Source organism: Falsiroseomonas oryziterrae, from assembly GCF_021864505.1.
Lineage (GTDB): Bacteria > Pseudomonadota > Alphaproteobacteria > Acetobacterales > Acetobacteraceae > Falsiroseomonas > Falsiroseomonas oryziterrae.
Window position 1 is genome coordinate 1 of record NZ_JAKJIB010000005.1, and the last position, 21,021, is coordinate 21,021.

At 71.3% G+C, this 21,021-nt stretch carries 16 protein-coding genes and 1 pseudogene; 9 read left to right on the forward strand and 8 right to left on the reverse strand.

Annotated features, from left to right (window positions below):
• Positions 1–101: 101 nt before the first annotated feature.
• Genes L2I40_RS01185 through L2I40_RS01195 form a run of 3 tightly spaced genes read right to left on the reverse strand, consistent with a single transcriptional unit; the run spans position 102 to position 4,036 of the window.
• Entirely contained in the window at positions 102–1,388 is a 1,287-nt protein-coding gene (locus L2I40_RS01185; protein WP_237213022.1) for an ABC transporter substrate-binding protein, read from the reverse strand.
• 48 nt (positions 1,389–1,436) lie between these two features.
• Positions 1,437–3,182, reverse strand: a complete 1,746-nt coding sequence (locus tag L2I40_RS01190) for an SMP-30/gluconolactonase/LRE family protein (protein ID WP_237213023.1) — start codon at positions 3,180–3,182, stop codon at positions 1,437–1,439.
• 59 nt (positions 3,183–3,241) lie between these two features.
• On the reverse strand, positions 3,242–4,036 hold the full coding sequence (locus L2I40_RS01195; RefSeq protein WP_237213024.1) for an IclR family transcriptional regulator: 795 nt from the start codon (positions 4,034–4,036) through the stop codon (positions 3,242–3,244).
• Between the two features lie 141 nt (positions 4,037–4,177).
• Between L2I40_RS01195 and L2I40_RS01200 the strand changes: the two genes are divergently transcribed.
• From L2I40_RS01200 to L2I40_RS01215, 4 genes and pseudogenes are all read left to right on the forward strand, one after another.
• Positions 4,178–5,131, forward strand: coding sequence for a dihydrodipicolinate synthase family protein (locus tag L2I40_RS01200; RefSeq protein WP_237213025.1), 954 nt, complete (start codon positions 4,178–4,180; stop codon positions 5,129–5,131).
• Between the two features lie 23 nt (positions 5,132–5,154).
• On the forward strand, positions 5,155–6,129 hold the full coding sequence (locus tag L2I40_RS01205) for a Bug family tripartite tricarboxylate transporter substrate binding protein (protein ID WP_237213026.1): 975 nt from the start codon (positions 5,155–5,157) through the stop codon (positions 6,127–6,129).
• A gap of 8 nt (positions 6,130–6,137) precedes the next feature.
• Positions 6,138–6,851, forward strand: a complete 714-nt coding sequence (locus L2I40_RS01210; protein WP_237213027.1) for an enolase-like domain-containing protein — start codon at positions 6,138–6,140, stop codon at positions 6,849–6,851.
• Between the two features lie 12 nt (positions 6,852–6,863).
• Positions 6,864–7,316 (forward strand): annotated as a pseudogene (locus L2I40_RS01215) (enolase C-terminal domain-like protein); the annotation flags it as partial.
• 864 nt (positions 7,317–8,180) lie between these two features.
• On the opposite strand, the gene L2I40_RS01220 reads toward L2I40_RS01215, so the two are convergent.
• The gene (locus L2I40_RS01220; RefSeq protein ID WP_237213028.1) at positions 8,181–9,848 is read right to left on the reverse strand and encodes a thiamine pyrophosphate-binding protein; all 1,668 of its coding nucleotides are present in this window, start codon (positions 9,846–9,848) and stop codon (positions 8,181–8,183) included.
• Between the two features lie 181 nt (positions 9,849–10,029).
• On the opposite strand from L2I40_RS01220, the gene L2I40_RS01225 reads away from it, so the two are divergent.
• A complete protein-coding gene (locus L2I40_RS01225) occupies positions 10,030–10,920 on the forward strand; it encodes a sugar ABC transporter substrate-binding protein (protein WP_237213029.1) in 891 nt (296 codons plus the stop codon).
• Between the two features lie 10 nt (positions 10,921–10,930).
• Here L2I40_RS01225 and L2I40_RS01230 read toward each other — a convergent pair whose 3' ends face one another.
• Both L2I40_RS01230 and L2I40_RS01235 read right to left on the reverse strand, forming a co-directional pair.
• Positions 10,931–11,902, reverse strand: a complete 972-nt coding sequence (locus tag L2I40_RS01230; protein WP_237213030.1) for a Bug family tripartite tricarboxylate transporter substrate binding protein — start codon at positions 11,900–11,902, stop codon at positions 10,931–10,933.
• A gap of 4 nt (positions 11,903–11,906) precedes the next feature.
• On the reverse strand, positions 11,907–12,875 hold the full coding sequence (locus L2I40_RS01235) for a Bug family tripartite tricarboxylate transporter substrate binding protein (RefSeq protein ID WP_237213031.1): 969 nt from the start codon (positions 12,873–12,875) through the stop codon (positions 11,907–11,909).
• 146 nt (positions 12,876–13,021) lie between these two features.
• On the opposite strand from L2I40_RS01235, the gene L2I40_RS01240 reads away from it, so the two are divergent.
• The 4 genes from L2I40_RS01240 to L2I40_RS01255 all read left to right on the forward strand — a co-directional run bounded on the left by L2I40_RS01240 (position 13,022) and on the right by L2I40_RS01255 (position 17,821).
• Positions 13,022–13,825, forward strand: a complete 804-nt coding sequence (locus L2I40_RS01240; RefSeq protein WP_237213032.1) for an IclR family transcriptional regulator — start codon at positions 13,022–13,024, stop codon at positions 13,823–13,825.
• A 26-nt stretch (positions 13,826–13,851) separates the two neighbouring features.
• Positions 13,852–15,657: a thiamine pyrophosphate-binding protein gene (locus L2I40_RS01245; RefSeq protein ID WP_237213033.1), complete on the forward strand. Its 1,806-nt coding sequence runs from the start codon at positions 13,852–13,854 to the stop codon at positions 15,655–15,657.
• Positions 15,658–15,677: 20 nt separating this feature from the next.
• Complete coding sequence (locus L2I40_RS01250) at positions 15,678–16,778, forward strand: LLM class flavin-dependent oxidoreductase (protein ID WP_237213034.1); 1,101 nt, start codon at positions 15,678–15,680, stop codon at positions 16,776–16,778.
• Positions 16,779–16,849: 71 nt separating this feature from the next.
• Complete coding sequence (locus L2I40_RS01255; protein WP_237213035.1) at positions 16,850–17,821, forward strand: Bug family tripartite tricarboxylate transporter substrate binding protein; 972 nt, start codon at positions 16,850–16,852, stop codon at positions 17,819–17,821.
• A 130-nt stretch (positions 17,822–17,951) separates the two neighbouring features.
• Here L2I40_RS01255 and L2I40_RS01260 read toward each other — a convergent pair whose 3' ends face one another.
• Both L2I40_RS01260 and L2I40_RS01265 read right to left on the reverse strand, forming a co-directional pair.
• On the reverse strand, positions 17,952–19,571 hold the full coding sequence (locus L2I40_RS01260) for a tannase/feruloyl esterase family alpha/beta hydrolase (protein ID WP_237213036.1): 1,620 nt from the start codon (positions 19,569–19,571) through the stop codon (positions 17,952–17,954).
• A gap of 50 nt (positions 19,572–19,621) precedes the next feature.
• Positions 19,622–20,809, reverse strand: coding sequence for an ROK family transcriptional regulator (locus L2I40_RS01265; RefSeq protein ID WP_237213037.1), 1,188 nt, complete (start codon positions 20,807–20,809; stop codon positions 19,622–19,624).
• Positions 20,810–21,021 lie beyond the last annotated feature (212 nt).

Genomic DNA, 21,021 nt, shown 5'->3' on the forward strand with positions numbered 1-21,021 from the left:
AGCGCCAGCAGCAGGCCGAAGCGCGCCTGGCGCCGCGCCAGGCCGCCCGGCCGCGGCGCGGCGCGCGGCAGCGCGGCCGAGGAGATGGCGGTGCCCACGCCTCAGGTCCGGCGCTGGTTCGCGGTGGCGCGGCGCAGGCGTGTCGCCATGTCGGCGATGGCCTGGGCCGGCGGCTTGGACAGCAGCAGCGCCGCCTGCACCTCCTCGCCGATGATGTTGGTCAGGTCGGCGGCGTTCGGCCAGGTGGAGGGCTCGTCCATCTCCGCCGTGCCGGCGTTGCGCGTCCAGTCCACGACATAGGAATCGTCCTGCAGCGTCCGCAGCGCGGTGCGCGTGACGGGGAACAGCCCGACGGCGCGGAAGTAGCGGAGCTGCGTCTCGTCATCGAGCGCCATGTGGCGGACGAACCTCGCCGCCGGCCCGTCGCCGGCGATGCGCGCGCCGCGCGGGTTGGGCAGCACCAGCAGGTGGCCCCACATCAGGGAGCGCGTCGGCTCGCCCGCGCGCAGCACCGGCGTCGCGAAGGCCGCGATGTGCTGGTCGAAGGCGGCGCCCTGGCCGGAATTGTCGCGGGCGAAGCCGCGGGCGAGGGGGGCGTCGTGGTAGAAGGCGGTGCGGTGCTGCGCGATGAGCCGACGGCTGTCGGGTCGGTCCACGTCGCGCGCCATCAGCCCCTCGCGCGAGAGCTCCACCAGGAAGGACAGCGCGGCGCGGCCGGCCTCGCTGTCCACCACCACCTTGTCCTCCGCATCGAAGACGCGCCCGCCGAAGGTCCAGAGCCAGACCTGGAAATCGGGCGAGATGGAGAGGTTGTTCTTGGTGCAGAAGGCATAGGGCACGACCTCCTGCTGGCTGCGCCGGATGCGCCGCAGCGCGTCGGCGAAGGCGTCCACGCTGCGCGGCATCTCCACGATGCCGGCATCGGCCAGCACTTTCCGGTTCGCCACCATGCCGATCGAGGCAGCGGTCCAGGGCAGGCCGAGCTGGCGCCCGCCGGCCTGACCGATGCGGAGCAGGCCGGGATCGATGGCGCGCTCCAGCTCGGCGCCCAGCACCTCGCGGATATCGGCGGGCTGCAGGACGCGGGCGAATTGCGGCAGCCAGCGCTCCGCCAGCTGGACGACGTCCATCGGCTGGTTCGAGCGGATGCGCAGCACCAGGTTCTGCTGCATCTGCGCCCAGGGGAAGCCGATGGTGTCGAGCCGCATGCCCGGATTGGCGGCGCGGAAGCGCTCGAAGGCCTCGGTCAGGACGGGGCGCGACGCGGCCTCGTCATGGCTCCAGCCGACGAAGGTCACGCCGCCGGCGGCCTGCGCCCGCGACGATCCCGCGGCGGCTACAGCGGCCGCCCCGCCGAGCAGCGCGCGGCGGCCGAGTTGGAACTGCATGGACATTCTCCTTCCTCCCATTCCGTGTGGCCGCGCCGGGGCGCGCGGCTATCCGCCGAAGCTCCCGACCGGCACGCCGGCCACGCCCGCATCGAAAGCGAAGACCGAACCCGAGAGCGGCGCCTCGGCGAGCTGCGCCGCCGAGAGCCGCACGCGGGCGCTGGTGATGAACAGGGTGCGAAGCCCCTCGCCGCCGAAGGCGAGGCTGGTCGGCCGCGGGACGGGCAGGTGGACCAGGCGATCGAGCTGGCCATCCGGCGCGTAGCGCGCGACGCTCCAGCCGTCCCAGAGCGCGACCCAGACGAAGCCCTCGGCGTCCACCGCCAGGCCATCCGGCTTGCCTTGCGCCTCCGGCACCACGACGAAGGGACGCCGGTTCGTCGCCGTCCCGGTCGCGAGGTCGTAGTCATAGGCATAGACCGTCCGCGAGCCGGTATCGGTGAAGTAGAAGGTCCTGTCGTCCGGACTCCAGCCGAGGCCGTTTGAGACATGCAGCCCGGTCTCGACCGCGGTCAGGCGCAGGTCGGGGTCGAGCCGCCAGAGCGTGCCCTGGCCCGGCCCCGCATCGAGCGCCATGGTCCCCGCGAAGAGCCGCCCGGCGCGGTCGCACTTCGCGTCGTTGAAGCGGTTGGAGGCCTTGCCCGGCTCGGGCACGGCGAGGACGGCGCCCGCACCCGCCTCCGGATCCCAGAGCCGGATGGCGTTGCCGATGGTGGCGACGAAGCCGCCCGCCCGCCGCGGCACCACCGCGCCGACCAGTTCCGGCACGGGGACGACGCGTTCCTCGCCGGTCGCGGGGTCGCCCAGGTGGATGGCGGGGGCCAGGATGTCCACGAAGGCCAGCTGTGCCGCCTCGGCCAGCCAGACCGGGCCCTCGCCCAGGAAGGGGCGCGAGCCGATGGCGAGCCGCAGGCCCGGGCTCGGCGGCGCCGAGGGGCGCGTCGTGGCGATGGACATTTCGACGTGCCCCGCATTGCCGGAGATGCGCCGCGCCGCCTCGATCACCTCGCGCCCCAGCGCGTGCAGGCGGTCGGGTGGCAGGCGGAAGCTCGGGCCAAGCACGCAGACCGCGGCGATCGGCTCGCTGAGGTGGTTCAGCACCGGCGCGGCGACGGCGGCGACACCCTCCACGCTCTCCTCGATCGAGACCGCGTAGCCGCGCGCCTTCACCAGGTCGAGGTCGCGCTGGAAGGCGTCGGAGGAGGTGATGGTGGCAGCCGTCAGCGGCGTGAGCTGCAGCGCGGTGAGGCGCCGCCGGCGCTCCGGCGGCGGCAGATGGGCGAGGATGACCTTGCCGACGGCCGAGGCGTGCAGCGCGGCACGCGCGCCCACCCCGTAGCCGAGCCGCACGCCGGGCCGGACCGCCTCGCGCTGGTCCACGTAGAGGCAGCCGTCGCCGTCCAGCACGGCCAGTCGCGCGGTCTCGTTGCTGATGGTGGCGAGCCGCGCGAGCTCCGGCTCGGCGGCGCCGCGCAGGTCGAGCGAATCCCAGACCCGGTGCGCCATCTCGAAGACCTTGAGGCCGAGGCGCCAGCCGCCGGTCTCGGCCTCCTGCCGCAGCAGCCCGGCCTCGGCGAGCGCAGCGAGCATCCGGTGCACCGTCGCGCGCGACAGGCCGGCCTGCTCCGCGATGGCGGCGGTGCGCAGCGGCGCGGGCGCGGCGGCCACGAGGTCGAGGAGGCGGAGCGCGCGGAGCAGCGCCTGCGTGCCTTGCACGGAGCCGTCCGCCGCGCCCTCCGCCTCGGGGCGGGGGGGCAGGGAGGGCGCCTGGCGGAGCGGCCGGTTGCTGCGCATGCCACAATCTGGGCGCGCTTTCCACGATGTGGTCAAGCCGGATCGCGCCCGCATGTCCCTCAGCCCTCCGCCGTGAGGGTCGGCGGCAGCCGCGCGGCGATCCGGCGGGCGGCCGCCATCACCTCCGACGCTCGGGCCAGCAGGTCTTCCCGCGTCATGCGGAAGGCCGGGACAGTGAGGCTGATCGCGCCATGCGGCACGCCGTGGCGGTCAAGGACGGGCGCGCCCAGGCTGCGGACCTCCGGAGCCTGCTCCCCGTCATCCAGGGCGAAGCCGCGGCGCGCCGCGGCGTCCAGGTCCTGCTCCAGCGCCTCCCTGACGACGAGCGTGCGGGGCGTGTGCGGCACCAGCGGGATCGCACCGAGCAGCGCGGCGCGGCGCGCCGGCGGCAGGAAGGCGAGCACGGCCTTGCCGGTGCCGCTGCAATAGGCCGGGCCGCGCGCGCCGACGCGCAGGCGGAAGCTTACCGGCTCCCGGCTGTCCGCCTGCGCCAGGTAGAGCATCTCCGTCCCCTGCAGCACGGCCAGCCGCACCGTCTCGCCGGTTGCGTCGCGCAGGGCGGCCATCTCCTCCTCCGCGGCGCCACGTAGGTCGAGCCCCGCCCAGGCGCGGTTGGCGAAGGCGATCAGCCGCAGGCCGGGCCGCCAGCCGCCGCGCGGATCCGCGCGGATCAGCCCCTCTTCCTCCAGCGTGGCGAGGATGCGGTGAAGCGTCGCCTTGGAGTGGCCCGTCATCGCGGCGAGTTCGCCGAAGCGTGGCGGCGCATCGGCCTCCGCGATGGCCGCGAGGACCTCGATGTGGCGGGCGAAGACGCCCTTGGGCGGTTCCGGCGCGGCGCCGGGCGGTGCGGACACGGTGCGCTTCCTCGGGGGGGGGCTTCGTCGTCGCGAGCCTGTTGACGGCGGAGCCTGCCTGCGCCCACACTCGCAGTCAATAGAACTATGTTCCGTTCAATGGAACTATGTCGACCTCGGTCGGCGGAGGAGGAGCGCAGCGTGCCGTCATTGCCTCGCCTGTCCGGCGTCCATCCCATCCTCTATGCCTTCTACGGCCCGGATGGCGCGCTCGACCGCGCCGCGCTAGAGCGGCAGGTGGATGTCTGCTTGGCGGCGGGCTGCGACGGCATCGCGCTGCTCGGGCTGGTGACGGAGGTCTTCCGCCTCTCGACGCAGGAACGGCTGGACCTGGTGGGCTGGGCGGCCGCGCGCATCGCCGGCCGCGTGCCGCTGATGGCGACCGTCGCCGAGGTCAGCGTGCACGGCCAGCTCGACTTCATCGCGGAGGCCAAGGCGCGCGGCGCCGACTGGGTCGTCCTGCAGCCGCCGCCCGGCAAGGGCGCGTCGGAGCGCGAAATCCTGCGCTTCCTCGGCGGGGTCGCGGACCGTTCGCCGCTGCCCGTCGGCGTCCAGAACAACCCGCTGAACATGGACGTCTCCGTCTCGAACGACGCGCTGCTCGCACTACACCGCAACCACCCGAACATCCGCTTCATGAAGGCCGAGGGACCGGCGGTGTCGGTCGGCGCCTTCGCGCGGGAGGCGGCGAAGACCTGCGACGTCTTCGCCGGCCACGGCGGCATCGAGTGGCCGACGAATCTCCGCAGCGGCTGCCAGGGCCTGATCCCCGCGCCGGAGCTGGTGGATGCGCAGGTCGCGATTTGGCGCCTCTGGTCCGCGGGCGAGCACGACAGGGCGGAGGCGCTGCACCGCGCCATCCTGCCCGTCGTCGTCTTCATGTCGCGCTCGCTGCCGCTGCTGATCGCCTATGGCAAGCGGCTGATGGCGATGCGCATGGGCTGGCCGGAGGTGCATCCGCGCCTTCCCGACACCGCGGTGACGCCCTTCGGCATGGAAGAGCTGGCGCGCTTCGCGGACCTGCTCGGGCCGCTCGGCACCGAGCCGGGCGCCCCCCTCTCGCCGACGCTGCGGCGCCTGGCCGGCTTCGCGTGACGCAGGACAAGGAGGAGAACGCCATGACCACGACCCGACGCAGCCTGATCGCCGCTGGCGCAGCGCTGCTCGCCACCCCGGCCCTCGCGCAGGGCAGCTGGCCGGAGCGCGGCCTGCGCCTCATCGTGCCGCTCTCGCCCGGCGGCATCGCCGACACGATGGCGCGGCTGGCGGCGGAGCACCTGCAGCAGCGCCTCGGCCGACCGGTCGCGGTGGAGAACCGCAGCGGCGCCGGCGGCGCCATCGGGATGGAAGCGCTCGCCCGCTCCGCGCCGGATGGCTACACGATCGGCATGGGCAACATCGCCGCGAATGCGATCCTGCCCGCCATGATGCGCGGACGGCTGCCCTATGACCCGGTGGCCGATTTCACGCCGATCTGCCTCGTCGCGCGGACACCGAGCCTGCTGGTGGTGAACCCGCAGAAGGTGCCGGTGCAGACCCTGCCGGAGTTCCTGGTCTTTCTGCGTGCCAATCCGGACCGGCTCAACTTCGGCTCCTCTGGGATCGGGACCAGCCTGCACCTCGCGATGGAGATGCTGATGCTGCAGACCGGCACGCGCATGACGCATGTGCCGTTCCGCGGCTCCTCCGACATGATCACGGCGATGGTCGGCGGTCAGGTGGACCTGGCCGTGGACAGCTTCGCCACCTCCTGGCCGCATGTGCAGGCGGGGCGGCTGCGTGCGCTAGGCGTGCTGACCGCGGCGCCGGTGGCGCTCGCGCCGGAGCTGCCGACGGTCGGCTCGCTGGTGCCCGGCGTCGAGATGGATCCCTGGCACGGCATCATGGGCCCGGCCGGCATGCCGGCCCCGCTGGTCCAGCGCCTGAACGCCGAGCTCGCCGGCTGGCTGCGCGAGCCCGCCGTGGTGGAACGCTTCGCCAGCTTCGGCGGCGTCGCCTCGCCCACCCCGCCGGAGGCGTTCCGCACGCTCATGACCTCCGAACTCGAGCGGTTCCGCGAGCTGATCGCGCGCACTGGCATCACCGCGGGCTGAGGCGCGCCATGTCCGACACCATCGCCTCCGTCGAGGCCTTCATCGTCGTGATCCCGCGCGAGGTGCCGTATCTCGGCCCGCTGCGGAAGGGCGAGGAGATCAACAGCCGCGGCTACTTCATCCGCCGCGGCAACCGCAGCGTCTATCCGGCAACCGACACCTCCGTCCTGGTGAAGGTGACGACGGCCTCCGGCTGCGTGGGATGGGGCGAGAGCTACGCGATCGTGGCCCCCGGCGCGGTCGCGGAGATCGTCACCGACCTGCTCGGGCCGCTCTGCATCGGGCGCGATCCGCGCGACCCGGTGCCGCTGCACGAGGATCTCTACGACACCATGCGCGTGCGCGGCTTCGTCAGCGGCTATTTCGTCGATGCGCTGGCCGGCCTCGACATCGCGGTGTGGGATGCGGCGGCGCGGCTCGCCGGGTTGCCGCTCTGCCGCATGCTCGGCGGCCAGCGGCACGGGAAGCTCGCGGCCTATGTCTCGGGCCTGCCGAAGCCGACCCTCGCGGAGCGCGTGGAACTCGCCCTGGAATGGCAGGGGAAGGGCTTCGGCGCGGTGAAGTTCGCCGCCGCCGTCGCCGACGAGGGCGAGGAGACCGAGATGGCCGCGCTCCGCCGCGCGCTCGGCCCCACCATGCGCATCGCCTGCGACATGCACTGGAAGCACACGGCGCTCGCCGCGACGCGGCTGATCGACCGGATGCACGCGCACGACCTCTGATTCGCCGAGGCGCCGGTCGCGCCCGAGGACATCGAGGGCCAGAAGGAGGTCGCGGCCAAGGCGCGCACCTCGGTCGCCATGGGCGAGGAATGGCGCACCGCCTTCGAATATCGCCCGCGCCTGATCGGCCGCTGCATGGACATCATCCAGCCGGAGATGGCGCATACCGGCGTGACGGAGTTCATGAAGATCGGCCGGATGGCGGAGGCTTTCCACTGCCGCACCATCCCGCACGCCTCGATCGGCATCGGCATCTTCCAAGCGGCGAGCCTGCATGCCTCGGTCGCGCTGCAGAACTGCGACGGGCACGAGTACCAGCACTCCATCTTCGATCGGAACCTGCGCTTCGTGCAGGGCGACATGGCGTGCCGGGACGGCTTCTACCAACTCCCCTCGGGCCCGGGCCTCGGTGTCGAGCCGTCGGAGGGGGTCTGGCGCCATGCGCGTTGTCACGAACCCGCCTGAGGTAGCATCCTCGGCCTGGCGATGACCTGACAGACCTCCTGGCCGGCCTGACGGTCCGGGCGGTTCGGCCGGTTGCCCGCTCGGACAGCGCCGCAGGATTGGACCGCGGCTGTCGCGCCGCTTACGTCTCGAGCGGGTCTTCCTGGGCGCGCGCGGCGTCCAGCGCGGCTCGATTCCGGCGCAGCGGGGATGGCGCGGCGTCTAGGCACGAAGGCGGGATTCCTGCAGCGATCGGCGCCACGCGCCCGTGGCGACCGCCACCCCGGTGTCGTGCGCGGCGCGGCCGCCCTCCTGCAGGAGATCCGGCTCGGCCGTCTGTCTCACGGCTTGGTGGCACCGGTCCCTCGCGTCAGCACGATCATGCCGAGCGGTCCGCCAGGTGGCGACAATACCCTCGCCGCATCCAGGCTAGACGCGGAAGGTCCGCTCCCCGCCCTCTGCGGTCCGATCGGCTGCTGCGTCTAAATGGCGACCTCGATGTAATGGCATCGTCGGTTGCGCGTCCCTGCATCCACCAATTCCGAACCCGAGAACACACCACGCCCGATGGCACACGCCAGCGGGCACTCGGTCTCTTGGTGGCATCCAGAACGCCCGGCCCAGCACTGCCGCCAGGTGGCCGCTGACCCTTCCCGCCCTCCGATGCCCCACCTGAGCTAGAGTCTGTGATCGCGAAGGCAGGCGCTGCGGCCTTTTGCGCGACCGACGCGCTCTGCAGACGGCAAACGCCTTTGCCGTTGGTTCAGCGCGCGCGCTCGCGGGGACGCAGTGCCCGAGGGTATCGAGTGCGTGCACGCATACGTACATCCATATACGACCGCACGCCGCACGACATCCGCGCGGTGACGCCCGGAGACCCTCAGGTCAGCTATGCGCCCCCGGTTGTCCTCCGGGTGGATGGTTACGTCGCATCACCGGGGACATGACTTGATCGGAGATCTGGAAGTCCCAGACGGCGCCTCCACCCCGCCGCGCGAAGTCGGCGACCATCGCAGGAATGGCCGAGAGTTCCTCCACGCAGGCCCCGCCCAGCCCGAAGCCGCGCGCGATGGCGGCGAAGTCGGGCCGGCCGAACACCGCGCCGTCATCGGGCAATCCGATGGCGCGCAGCTTGTGGATCTCGGAGCCGTAGGCGCCGTCGTTGAGCACGCAGAGCAGGATGTTCAGCCCATGCCGCCGGATCGTCTCGAGCTCCTGCACATGCATCATCAGGCTGCCGTCGCCGTCGAACAGCACGACAGTCTGGTCCGGCCGCGCCGCCGCCACGCCGATCGCGAAGGAGATGCCGTTCCCGATCGCGCCGAACTCCCGGATCGTGAGGAAGCGGTCCTGCGGACGAGACGGCATGTGCGTGCAGTAGAAGGCGCAATGGCCTGACGAGTTCACCAGCTGCCACTCTCGCGGCAAAGCCGCCTCCAGCGCGGCGACGACGGCTGCGGGGTGATGCAGGCCGGGCTCGGGCGCGGCAGGTTCCCGATCGAAGGGCGTCTCCCGGATCAGCCGCGCTGTCTCCGCGGAGCGCCAAGCGGCCGGTCGCGGCGTGACCGCCTCGATCAGCGCCTCCACGCCGAGGCGCGCATCGGCGCGCAGGTGGCTTTGCGCTGCGACGCGGCCCTGGCTGATCGCCACCGGTGCGACGTCGAGCTGGAGGACATGCGCCCGGCCGAACAGCTTGCCGCCATCCGTGTTGTGCTGGGCGAGGATGGTGCCGACGGCGATGACGAGATCAGCCTCGCCCAGCAGGTCCCGTGCGGCGGCGGATGCGTAGCCGCCCGCGACTCCCATGCTGAAGGGATCGTCGTGGAACAGACCGCGCGCCGGCAGCGTCGTGGCGAGCAGCGCGTCGCAGCGTTCCGCAAGGCGCCGGCATGCCGGACCCGCGCCTGACGCTACCGCGCCGAGCCCCGCCATGACGACGATGCGGCGTGCTCCGGCGATGCGCTCGGCGGCGCGCGCAACGTCGGCTGGATGCGGCGGGATGGGGCTGACCTGCGGCACCAATTCCGACGAGGGGACCGGCAGCGCCGGCCCGTTCCAGGGCAGATCCTGCAGGTCGAAGGGCACGCCAAGGACCACCGGCTTGCGGGTCATCCGAGCCTCGAGGAAGGCGTCGCGCACCCCTTCGAGCATCCGGGGCGGGTGATGCAGCGGCCGATAGACCGCGCCGGTCGCCGTGACGAAGGGGGCCTGATCGATCGCCTGATTGTACCAGGCGGACTTCAGCGGCGCCTCGCCGGCGAAGACCACGAGCGGCAGGTTCGCGCGCACCGCGGCGGGCAGCGCGGTCATCACCTGTGTGAGCCCGGGCCCGCAGGTCACGGTCGCCACGCCGACCTCGCCGGTCTTGCGGGCATAGGCCATCGCGGCGGCAACAGCGCAATGCTCATGCCGCAGGTAGATCATGCGCGTCCCGAGCCGGCCGAGGATCGAGGCCCAGTTCATGTTGGCGTCGCCGAGCAGGGCGAAGCAGGTCGCGACACCTTCCTGCCGGAACGCCTCCGCCAGCATCTCGTAGGTCGCCTTCGACGCCATCCGGTTCTTCTCCTGCTCGTGGCCTGTTTCATCGGGCCCGCCGTGCGTGTCGGCATGAAGCCCTGCCGTGGAGCGTTGCGCAATGCGCCCGGCCGCCCGCGACATTCGACTGTCGAGCTGCCCGGCTGCTAGTTTTTCGCCATCGCGGCGTGTGCCTTCGCGCCGCTGCGGAGTCCTGCGGATGACCCGGCGCATCGCCGTCTTCACCAAGAATGACGAGAACCCCAACTACCGCGCCTTCCTGCACGGCGCCGAGCGCGCAGCGGCCGCCGCCGGCGTGCTGGCCAGCCGGTACGTGCCGGCGATGCCGGACGATCCTGCCCAGCAGGCCGCCTTGCTCAGGGCTGTGATCGCGGAGCGGCCCGACGCGATCCTCTTCGCCCCCGCCGATGACCGTCTGCTGGAGCAGCCGGTGGCCGAGGCCAACGAGGCAGGACTCCCGCTGATCGGCTTCGTGAACCGCATGCGGGGCGACTTCGTGTCCTTCGTCGGCGCGGATGATGTCGCGATGGGTCGACGCATCGCCGGCGTCGCGATCGAGGCGTTGGGAGGCAGCGGCACGGCTGTGCTGATCGAGGGGCCGGAGACCGCGCCAACAAGCCGCGACCGCGGCGTCGGGTTCCGTGCAGCGATTGCCGCGGCGCCGGGCATGCGCCTGCTCGCCGCTGCACCCGGGCGATACCTGCGTTCGGGTGGGCGCGAAGCCATGGCCGGGCTGCTGGCGCTGCACGCGCGCATCGACGCGGTGATCTGCAGCAACGACCTGATGGCGCTCGGTGCGCTGGATGCGCTCGATGCCGCGGGCCGGCAGGCGCTCGTCGTCGGCAACAACGGAACGATCGACGCGGCGCAGGAGATCGGCCGCGGACGGCTGCTCGCGACGATGGACTATTGCGGCTTCCGCATGGGCGCGCTCGCTGCCATGGCCGCTCTGCGACACCTGTCCGGCCTGCCGGTTCCGCGCGAGATCATCCTGCCCGCCGAGGTGGTGCATCGGGGCAACCACGCGGGATGGCTCGTGCCGGTGGAGCAGCGCCCGCTGCCCGAATGGGACGCCCTGGTCGGCGCGTGATCCAGCCGCGCTATTCGGGCGTGATGTTCCCCCGCGACACGACCTCGCGCCATTGCGGGACCTCGGCGCGCAGGCGCGCGGCCAGCGGCTCCGGGCCGGTCAGCAGGAGCTGCGAGCCGCGTTCGGCCATGCGCCGGGATAGCTCGCTGTCCGGCGCGGCGAGCGGCGCCAGTTCCGCGAGGACGCGCCGGATCGCCTCTGGTGGCGTCGCCTTGCCGGCGAAGAGACCGAACCAGAACGGTACCACGTAGCCTGTCACTTGTTCGCGGAGGGCGGGCACCTCTGGCAGTGCCGGTGCCCGCTCCGCGGTCGTCACTGCGAGCACCCGCATCGTCCCGGCCCGCACATGCTCGAGCGTGAGAGAGATGTCGCCGATGAAGCTGTCCACATCGCCGGACATCAGCGCCGCAACGAGGTGGCCCGCGCCGCGGTAGGGCACATGCAAAAGCTCGATCCCGGCCCGCTGCATCAGGAGCGCGCCGGCGAGATGCGTCGCCGAGCCGACCCCCGAACTACCGAAGGACAATCGCCCCGGCGTGGAGCGCGCACGGGCAAGATAGTCGGCGAGGCTTGCCGGGCCGTTCGCTCGCACCGCGATCACCAGCGGTGACTCGTTGACCAGCGTCACCGGCAGCAGTTCGGTGAGCGGATCGAAGGCCAGGTCACGCCGCAATGCGGGCAGGGAGGCGATGGCGTTCGAGGTGATCAGGAAGCTGTGCCCGTCCGTCGCCTGCGCGACATGCTGCATGCCGAGCGCGCCCCCCGCGCCGGCACGGCTTTCGTAGACCACCGGCTGCCCGAGACGGGGCGTGAGGTGATCCACGAAGAAGCGTGCCGGCACGTCCTGCGGGCCGCCCGGGGCGAAGGGGCTGATCAGCCTGATTGGGCGGTTCGGCCAGGCCGGTGCCTGCGCCAGCGCGGGCCCGGCGAGCATCCCGCCGAGTGCCGCGCCGAAGCCGCGCCGAGTGAGTGTCGTGCACATGGCCCTACTCCGCCGTGATGTTCGCGGCGCGGACCACCGTCGCCCAGCGATCGACCTCGTTGCGGACCAGGTTGCGCAGCGCGTCGGGGCCCTGCGCCTCTGGCCGGGCCGGGATGGAGCCGAGCTGTTCGATCCGGCGGAGAATGGCGGGATCGTTCAGCGCGGCGCGCATCGCCTGGTCGAGGCGCGCGACCACCGCTGGCGGGGTGCCGCGCGGCGCGAAGACGGCGTTCCAGCCCTGGAAGATGTAGTCCGGCACGCCGGCCTCGACCGCCGATGGGACGTCCGGCGTGCCGGGGCTGCGCTCGCGTGCCGCGAGCAGCAGCCCGCGCATCGTGCCCTGCTGGATCTGCGGCACCGCCGCCGGCGCCAGCAGGCAGGCGCTGTCCACCTGCTGGGCCACGATGTCGTTCACGGCCGGCCCTTCGCCGCGATACGCGATGTTGTTCATCTGCACGCCGGTGACGTGCTGGAACAGCGCGCAGGCCAGGTGGTTCGTCGAGCCCCCTCCGGCATGGCCATTGGAGACGCGCCCCGGATTCGCCCGTGCATGGGCGAGGAACTCCTGCATGGTCCGGGCCGGGAAGCCGTTGCGCACGACGAAGTAAAGCGGCGTGCCGGCGATCAGTCCGATCGGCTGCAGCTCGCGTGGGTCATAGGCGATGGAGCGGTAGATGGAGGGCGCGGCGGAATGGCTGCCCAGGCTCCCGACCGTCAGCGTGTAGCCGTCGGGGGCGGCTTGCGCGCCGCGTGCCCCGCCGATCGTGCCGCCGGCGCCCGAGACATTCTCCACCATGATCCGCTGGTTCAGCGTGCGGGACATGTGCTCGGCGATGATCCGGGCCAGCACGTCGGTGGCGCCGCCGGGGGCGAAGACCACGAGCATGGTGATGGGCCGGCTCGGGAAGTCCTGCGCGACGCCCGGGGTGGCGAAGCCGAGCAGCAGCAGTGCCGCGGCGACGAGACGCTTCATGTGCTTCCTCCCTGGCGCAGAGCCGAAGCCGCGCCTTGTTCGCATTTCTCATAGCGAAACGCTTTTCAGATTTCGGCGTCAAGGATAGATTTTCCCGGCCGTCGTTTCGCAGTGCGAAGTGTGATGGGCATGTCAGGGAGGACATCATGGCGACCGACGCCACAGCGCAGGGCGGCCGGGACCCCTACCACCTCGCCTCGCTCCATCGCGGACTGGAGGTGATCGACTGCTTCGCGAGCCAGGGCTCCTGGAGCCTCGCGGAGCTTGCGCAGCATCTCCGCCAGAACAAGGCGACGCTGTTCCGCGTGCTGCACACGCTCGAGCAGTTCGGCTACGTGGCGAAGGATGCGGCGAGCGGGCGCTACGGGCCGGGGCTGCGCTTGCACACGCTGGGCGCAGCTGCCGTGCAGCACCAGACGCTGCGCTGGCAGGCCCTGCCGCCGCTGCAGGATTTGGCGGAGGCGACCGGCGAGACCGTGCATGTCGGGATCCTGCACGATGGCGTGGTCGTCACCGTGCAGGTGGTGGACGGCACGCGCGCGGTGCGCATGCATTCCTCCGTCGGCAAGCGCAGCCCCGCGCATGCGAGTGCGCTCGGCAAGGTGCTGCTGGCCCATCTGCCGGACGCGGAGGTCGAGGCCCTGCTGGCCCGGCACGGCATGGCGCGCTTCACGCCGAACACCATCACCACGCCCGCGGCGCTGCGCGAGGCGCTGCACCGCGTGCGCCAGGACGGCTTCGCGCCCGACGAGGAGGAGATCGAGCTCGGCCTGCGCTGCCTGGCCGCGCCGATCACCGATCATGCCGGGCGGCCGAGTGCCGCGCTCGCCATCTCCGCGCCCGCATCGCGCATGACGCCGCAGGCCGTGGCGGTCCTGCTGCCGCAGGTCAAGGCGACCGCCGCGCGGATCTCCCGCATGCTTGGCAGCCCTTCCACGGCCGCCGCCTGATCAAGAACGACAACCGGGGAAACGTCATGGACGGCATGAACAGGACGGCGCTGATGAACGGCGCCGACATCATCGTGGACCACCTGACGAAGCAGAAGGTGCCGTATCTGTTCGGGCTCTGCGGCCACGGCATCACCGGCTTCATGGACGCGGCGTTCAAGGCGCAGAACCGCATCCGCACCATCTCCACGCATCACGAGCAGACGGCGGGCCACATGGCCGACGCCTACTACAAGGTGCGCGGCGAGCCGGTGGCGACCTTCACCTCCTGCGGGCCGGGCTCGGCCAATCTCGTGGTCGCGCTCGCCGCCGCGATGATGGACAGCTCCGCCTTCCTTGCCATCACCGGCAACGTGCCGACCGGCCAGTTCAACCGCGGCCCGTTCCAGGAGACGGGGCGGCACTTCCAGGGCGACTTCCCCTCCGTCATCCGCCCCTACGTCAAGCGCAGCTATCAGCCGACGCGGGCCGACATGGTGCAGTTGGCGGTCACCCAAGCCTGGGACCAGCTCACTGCGGGGCGCCCCGGCCCGGTCAATCTCGACGTGCCGCTGAACGTCTTCGTCGAAGAAGCGGCGGTCACCGCCACCGCGCCCTCGCGGCCGGTCATCAACGGCGCGCCGGGCAATCCGAAGGAGCTCTCGGCCGCGCTCGGCCTGCTGCTGAAGGCGGAACGGCCGGTGATCATCGCGGGGCAGGGCGTGATCCTCGGCCGTGCCTGCGATGCGCTCGCCGCCTTTGCCGAGCGCGCGAACATCCCCGTCGTGACCAGCCCGAACGGCAAGGGCGCGATCCCGGACCGGCATCGGCTGGCCTTCGGCGCCATCGGACGCAACGGCGCCTACGCGGCGAACGACGCGACGAAGAATGCGGATGTCATTCTCGCCATCGGCTTCTCCTTCGACGATCGTGCGACCAGCGCCTGGCTGGACGGCTACACGCTGTCCATCCCGCCCTCGCGGCTGATCCAGATCGATCTCGACCCGTCGGAGATCGGCCGGAACTACCCGACCGAGTACGGCATCCTCGGCGATGCGAAGGCGAGCCTCGAACTGCTGCTGGAGATGGCGGGGGGGCGCATTGGCGGGACGCGCCAGGGCGGCGCCTGGCTCGATCGGCTCGAGAAGGGACGCGCGGTCTGGCGCGACTACCAGGCCGGACTCGCGACCTCCGACCAGATGCCGCTGCGCCCGGAACGGCTGATGGCCGCGCTCGCCCGCGCCGTGCCGGAGGAGGCGGTGGTGGCAAGCGATGTCGGCGTGCACCACAACTGGATCATCCAGCTGATGGATACGATGCGTCCGCGCCACCTGATCCATTCCTGGGGCTTTGCGGCGATGGGTTTCGCAACCTCGGGCATCCTCGGCGCGAAGCTCGCCGCACCCGACCGCCCCTGCGTCGCGGTGGTCGGCGACGGGTCCTTCCTGATGACGCCGCATGCGCTGGCGACCGCGGTCGAGTACGACATCCCGGTGGTCTGGGTGGTCTGGAACAACAACGGCTTCTGCTCGATCCGCGACATCCAGCACGGCATGTTCGGCGGCCGCGAGCTGGCCACCGCCTTCGAGGTTCAGCGCACCGGTGAGCCCTACAGCCCCGACTTCGCGGCAATGGCGAAGTCCTACGGCGTGGCGTCGCACCGCGTGACGCATGTCGGCGAATTGGAGGATGCGATCCGCACGGCCGTCGCCGCGAACCGGCCCTACCTGCTGGAGGTGCCTGTGGATCGCGAGATCCGGCCGATCGGGACGGGATCCTGGGACCTGCCGCCGCTGCCGAACCCCGAGCCCAACTTCCTGAAGGCGCTCGCCGCGCGCGGCCTGAGCCTTTAGCAGCCGGAGGGGCCGCGCCGATGCGCCTCGGCCTGTTCATGATGCCGCTGCATCCGCCGGACCGGCCGATGCATGCGATGCTGGCCGAGGACACGGAGAAGTCCCTGTTGGCCGACAGGCTCGGCTTCGACGAGCTGTGGGTGGGGGAGCATTTCTCCGCCACCTCGGAGCCGATCGCCTCGCCGCTCATGTTCATGGCGGCGCTCGCGCCGCGGACGAAGCTCACCTTCGCCACCGGCGTGATCAACCTGCCCAACCACCACCCTGCGAAGGTCGCGGCGGAGGTTGCGCAGTTCGACCACATGACCGGTGGACGCTTGATCCTCGGCATCGGGCCGGGCGGCCTGGCGTCCGACTGGGAGCTGTTCGGCAACACCGACGCGATGCAGCGCGGCAAGCGCATGCTGGAATCGGTCGAGGCGATCCAGGCGATCTGGGCCGGCGATCCGCCCTACGACATCGCCGGCCCGACTTGGACGACGCGTATCACGCAGACGGTGATCCCCGAATTCGGCATCGGCACCATGCCGAAGCCCTTCCAGCATCCGCATCCGCCGATCGCGATCACCGCGCGCAGCGCGGACAGCTTCGGCGTGCGGACAGCGGTCGAGCGCGGCTGGGGCGTGGTGTCGGCGAACTTCGTCGCCGAGCGCGTGGTGGAGGGACATGGCCGCACGCTGCAGGCCGCACGGGCCGCGACAGGCGGCGCCCCCGGTACGGAGTGGCGCGTCGCGCGCAATATCTGCGTCGCCGCGACGGATGCGGAGGCAGAGGCGCGCGTCTTCGACCCTCGCTCTGCCAACCGCTACTACTTCAACTATCTCTCGACACTGGCGCGCCGGGCGAGGCTGCTTTCCACCTTCAAACCCCACGAGGACCTGCCGGACGAAGCGGTGACGCTGGAGACGATCATCGAGGATTGCGTGATCTGCGGCTCCGCCGCGACCGTGCTGGACCGTCTCGTCGCGCTCCGCGAGCGGGTCGGACCCTTCGATCATCTTCTCATGGCCGGTCTCGACTGGAGCGGCCCGAACGCGGCGTGGGAGCAGGAGAGCATGCGGCGCCTTGCCGAGGAGGTGATGCCGCGCTTCCGCCAGCATACGGCGGCGCGTGGCAGATAGGCGTTACCGGTTCCGGGACCGGCAACGGACGACAACTACGGACGACAACGTCCGAACACGGGAGAGACGACATGACGATCCAGCGCCGCGCTACCCTGGCCTTGCCGATGCTGCTGCTGCCCGACATCGCCCGCGCCCAGGCGCAGGGCTGGCCGGCCCGGCCGGTGCGCATCGTCGTCTCCTTCACCGCCGGCGGCACGACGGACATCATCGCCCGCCTCGTCGGCGCACAGCTGGAGCGCCGCTGGGGGCAGCCGGTGGTGATCGACAACCGGCCTGGTGCGGGCGGCAATATCGGCACGGACAGCGTGGTGAAGGCAGCGCCCGACGGATACACCCTGCTGGTCGGCTCGGTTGGGCCGCTGGCGGTCAACGTCTCGCTCTACCGAAACATGCCCTACGATCCGCGCCGCGACCTGGCGGCGGTCACGCAGATCGCCGGCGTGCCCAACGTGCTGGTCGTCCGGTCGGAATTCCCTGGCCGCACCGTGGCGGATCTGGTGGCGGAGGCAAGGCGGCGTCCTGGCCAGCTCAGCTATGCCTCGACGGGCAGCGGCACCTCGTCCCACCTCTCGGGCGTAATGCTCGACCGCATGGCCGGCATCGAGACGCTGCACATTCCCTATCGCGGGGCCGTCGCTCTCAACGACGTGCTGGCCGGCCGCGTGCAGTTCATGTTCGCGACCATCCCCTCCGTCATCGAGCCGATCCGGTCCGGTCAGCTCCGCGCGCTGGCCGTGACCAGCACCGAGCGCTCGCGCGCGCTGCCGGACGTGCCGACGATGGTGGAGGCGGGCTTCCCCGAATTCGACGCTTCCTCCTGGTTCGGCGTCGTCGCGCCGGCGCGCACCCCGCCCGAGATCGTGAACAGGATCGCGGAAGATGTGCACGCGATTCTGCGCGACCCGGCGATCCAACGGCAGATGATCGAACAGGGCGCCGATCCGGTGGGAAGCGGGCCGCAGGCATTCGCCGCTTTCATCGAGCGCGAGGTTACGCGCTGGGCCGCCATCGTGCGCGCCGCGAATGCCGTCGCCGACTGAGCAACAAAGACGAGACCTGCCAGCCGGCGCCGAGGGGGGGCTGCGCCGGCGCTGAGCCCATGTCCCGTCGGCCGACTGCAACGCGGGCAGCACGGCATCTGCCGTGCTGCCCGCGTCGGGGACCTGACAGCTACTCCGCAGCGCAGATGTAGCTCGCAGCAAGATTCGGATCGCCGCTGCCGCGGTATCGCGGCCAGGTGGGAAAGCGGCAAAGCGGGCGTGTCCGGCCGCGGGTCTCGCTCCGGGTGCCGTCGGTGATCACCGCGTGATCGGGTGGCGTGCCGCTCTCCACCCATGCATCGAGCGCGGCGAGACTTTCCCATTGTGGCGAGAACCGACCGCCGCCATGGGCGAGGCCCGGGATCTCGAAATAGCGGAGGAAGCGGTCGGTCTCCGCCTGTCCCATGCGCGCGACGATTGCCTGCACGTTGCGGCGGTTCTCGAGAGGGCTCACCGAGGGATCGTCATGGCCGTGCAGCCAGATGATCCGTCCGCCCCGGGCGGCGAAGCGAGACAGATCGGTTGCGGTCGCGTCGAACAGCCCGGAGATTTCCAGGATGCGCTCACGCACTGGCCCCGGCGCGGTAACGTCGAGCTGACGGATGTCGAAGTCGCGCCCTCCGTTCACGAAGTAGCGGAAGAACTGGTAGGCACGGTCAACGTGATGCGCGTTGGGTCCGGAGCGCGGCGGCGACAGCAGCCCGGGCTGGCTGCCGAGCTGCATCGCGATGCCCTCGAGGCTGTTGTAGCCTAGGTAGTCGCGTGCACCGTTTGCGAAGGCGAAGGGCAGCGTGTAGCCCCGGTGATAGACGCGCATCGTGCGCGCGACCTGCGCATCGGTCAGGCAGTGCGTAGGGTGGCCGGTTTCGCCGGCGCGGCAACGCAGTGCCTCGAGCGCGGCCGCCGAGCCCCGGCGGCAGGCGTCGGGGTTGCTGACCAGCCCATCCGCGACGCCGTCCAACCCGTCGCAGCGCGCGATCGATTCGCGTTGGATGCGCTCCACCATGGCCGGCGGAATCCAGCCGGCCGACCCGTCCTCGTAGACGGCGCGGGCCAGCAGCGCCCCCCAGAGCCGCAGGCCCATGTAGCTCGACACCGGGTACCAGCTGATGATCCCGTCATAGGCGTCAGGCCAGCGGATCGCGGCGGTCAGCCCTTCCCGTCCGCCGGTCGAGCCGCCGTTGAAATAGACGCGGCGCGGCGCCTCGCCGTAATGCGCCAGCGCGATCTGGCGGACGGCGTCGAGCGTCTTGCGGATGTGCTGGTAGCCGAAATTGTGCAGCGCCTCGGCATTGAGCGCGAAGGATGCGTCGTCTGCGCTTTCGGCCTGATGGCCGGAATCGCCCCCGAAGGTGAGGAACCCGCGCGCCAGCGGCGTCGGTGAGCCGGTGAGCCCGTGCATCTCGAGCCCCGTCGTGTTTGGGATGCGGCCGTTGTAGCCGCCGCCCCCGAACTGCAGCGCCTTGCCGTTCCAGTTCGCCGGCAGGTTGGCCTGGAAGAGGATGCTCGGCGCTGACGCATCCACCGGCCGGATCGCACCGATGACCCGGCAGTTGCCGCCATGCGCGTCGGCGACTGGCGTCGCGGAGGTCACCTCGGCGCCGCCGGTCGGCAGGGTGATGGATGCGGCGCCGATGCGGAGCGCAGAAAGTCCGGCGCAGTCGGTCCTGGGCGTCTGCGCCTGCGTCGCCTGGCTCAGCACCATCGCGAGCCCGATGGCGGGCACCAGCCTCGGCAGCAGCGTCGTCATCGGCCGTCCTCCTCCCGTGCGGCGTTGCGCCATCGGCCCTGGTTGGTGCGCTAACCTGCCACGCGTCTCGCTTCCTCACGGCGCGGCGCGAGCCCGCCGTCGCGCACGAGTTCGTGCATCGCCCAGGCCAGCGCAGGCCGCGGGTCCGAGCCCAGGGTGGACGGCAGGAAGCGCAGCGGCACCTGCAGCGCCGCCGTGCCGCCGAAGACGCTGTCCTCAATGCCCTGCCGCAGCGCCGTGCGCTGGTCCTCCGGCAAGGTGCTCGGCCAGCCGGAGATCGCGACAAGTGAGACGGGCATGATGTTGAGCACGTTGCCGATGGCGAGGCCGACGCGGTGCAGCGCGTCGGCCATCAGCACTCGGCGCCGCGCGGTCATGCGAACGAGCCGCAACCAATCGTTATCGGCGGCGATCATCTCTGCCTCCGGCACACCGAAGATCCGGCCGATGGCGCCGGCCGAGGCAAAGGTCTCGAGGCACCCGCGGTGACCGCAGCGGCAGGCCGGGCCGTGCCGTTCGACCACCACATGGCCGAACTCGATCGGGCGGATCGGCGCGGCGGCAGTCACCGGCTCGACCCACGCGCCGCCGATACCTCGCCCGAGATGGACAAAGAGATGTCGCGTCGCGATGGGCTCGCTGCCCGGCCCGAAGAGGTGCGCCGCCGCGCGCGCGGCAACCGCGTTGACAAGGCCGTGCGGCACCGTCGGGAAGGCGGCCTCGAGCATTGCGGAGATGGCGGCCGCGTCGAGCGCTGTAATTGGATTGGGGGCGTCGGGTGGTTCGCGCAGGCCGGGGATCGAGACGCCGATGCGCAGCGGCACGACGCCGCGCGCGCCGCACCAACGACAGAGGGCGTCGATCGCCTGCGCGAAGGTAGCTGCCAGGGCAGGGCGATCGGTCAGGTCGGCAAGCGGCAGGCGTTCGAGATAGGCGATGTCGCCGCCGAGCGTGGCGGTCCCGAAGGAGAGTCGTCGATTGGCAAGGGTCAGCCCGGCAATCCATTGATCCTGAGCCAGAGTAACGATCTGCGTCGGGCCGCCGGGGTAGGGCGCCGGGCGCCTGATCTCCTCAACCAGGCCTTCCTCACGGAGGTCGGCCAGGATGCGGGAGATGCTGACCTCGGTGAGGTTGCAATCCGTGGCAAGCTGGGGCCGGAACAGGCCGCCCGTGGCGAGCAGCCGGTCAAGCACGGCTGCGCGCGTCTGCCTTCTCGTCCGCAGCTGCTCCGCGGCCATCGGCTTTCCTTACTTACAGTAAGAATGTTAGGCTTCAGCCACGGGCGGCGTCAACGCCGCGGGCAGAAAGGGCCGGTGCCAAGGCCCGCACGAGGGGAGAACGCCATGACGACGCGGTTTCGCTGTCTCGCCACCGCTATGGCGGCCCTCCTCGCCGCGGCGCCCGCCGCCGCGCGCGACATCACCATGGCCCGCGTCGCCGAGCATGCTGC

Excerpts from the sequence above, each read along its gene's own strand:
- L2I40_RS01265 (WP_237213037.1), bottom strand. The coding sequence starts at position 20,809 with ATGGCCGCGGAGCAGCTGCGGACGAGAAGGCAGACGCGCGCAGCCGTG.
- L2I40_RS01245 (WP_237213033.1), top strand. The coding sequence starts at position 13,852 with ATGGACGGCATGAACAGGACGGCGCTGATGAACGGCGCCGACATCATC.
- L2I40_RS01185 (WP_237213022.1), bottom strand. The coding sequence starts at position 1,388 with ATGCAGTTCCAACTCGGCCGCCGCGCGCTGCTCGGCGGGGCGGCCGCT.
- L2I40_RS01240 (WP_237213032.1), top strand. The coding sequence starts at position 13,022 with ATGGCGACCGACGCCACAGCGCAGGGCGGCCGGGACCCCTACCACCTC.
- L2I40_RS01190 (WP_237213023.1), bottom strand. The coding sequence starts at position 3,182 with ATGCGCAGCAACCGGCCGCTCCGCCAGGCGCCCTCCCTGCCCCCCCGC.
- L2I40_RS01235 (WP_237213031.1), bottom strand. The coding sequence starts at position 12,875 with ATGAAGCGTCTCGTCGCCGCGGCACTGCTGCTGCTCGGCTTCGCCACC.
- L2I40_RS01255 (WP_237213035.1), top strand. The coding sequence starts at position 16,850 with ATGACGATCCAGCGCCGCGCTACCCTGGCCTTGCCGATGCTGCTGCTG.
- L2I40_RS01220 (WP_237213028.1), bottom strand. The coding sequence starts at position 9,848 with ATGGCGTCGAAGGCGACCTACGAGATGCTGGCGGAGGCGTTCCGGCAG.
- L2I40_RS01250 (WP_237213034.1), top strand. The coding sequence starts at position 15,678 with ATGCGCCTCGGCCTGTTCATGATGCCGCTGCATCCGCCGGACCGGCCG.
- L2I40_RS01210 (WP_237213027.1), top strand. The coding sequence starts at position 6,138 with ATGTCCGACACCATCGCCTCCGTCGAGGCCTTCATCGTCGTGATCCCG.
- L2I40_RS01260 (WP_237213036.1), bottom strand. The coding sequence starts at position 19,571 with ATGACGACGCTGCTGCCGAGGCTGGTGCCCGCCATCGGGCTCGCGATG.
- L2I40_RS01205 (WP_237213026.1), top strand. The coding sequence starts at position 5,155 with ATGACCACGACCCGACGCAGCCTGATCGCCGCTGGCGCAGCGCTGCTC.
- L2I40_RS01225 (WP_237213029.1), top strand. The coding sequence starts at position 10,030 with ATGACCCGGCGCATCGCCGTCTTCACCAAGAATGACGAGAACCCCAAC.
- L2I40_RS01230 (WP_237213030.1), bottom strand. The coding sequence starts at position 11,902 with ATGTGCACGACACTCACTCGGCGCGGCTTCGGCGCGGCACTCGGCGGG.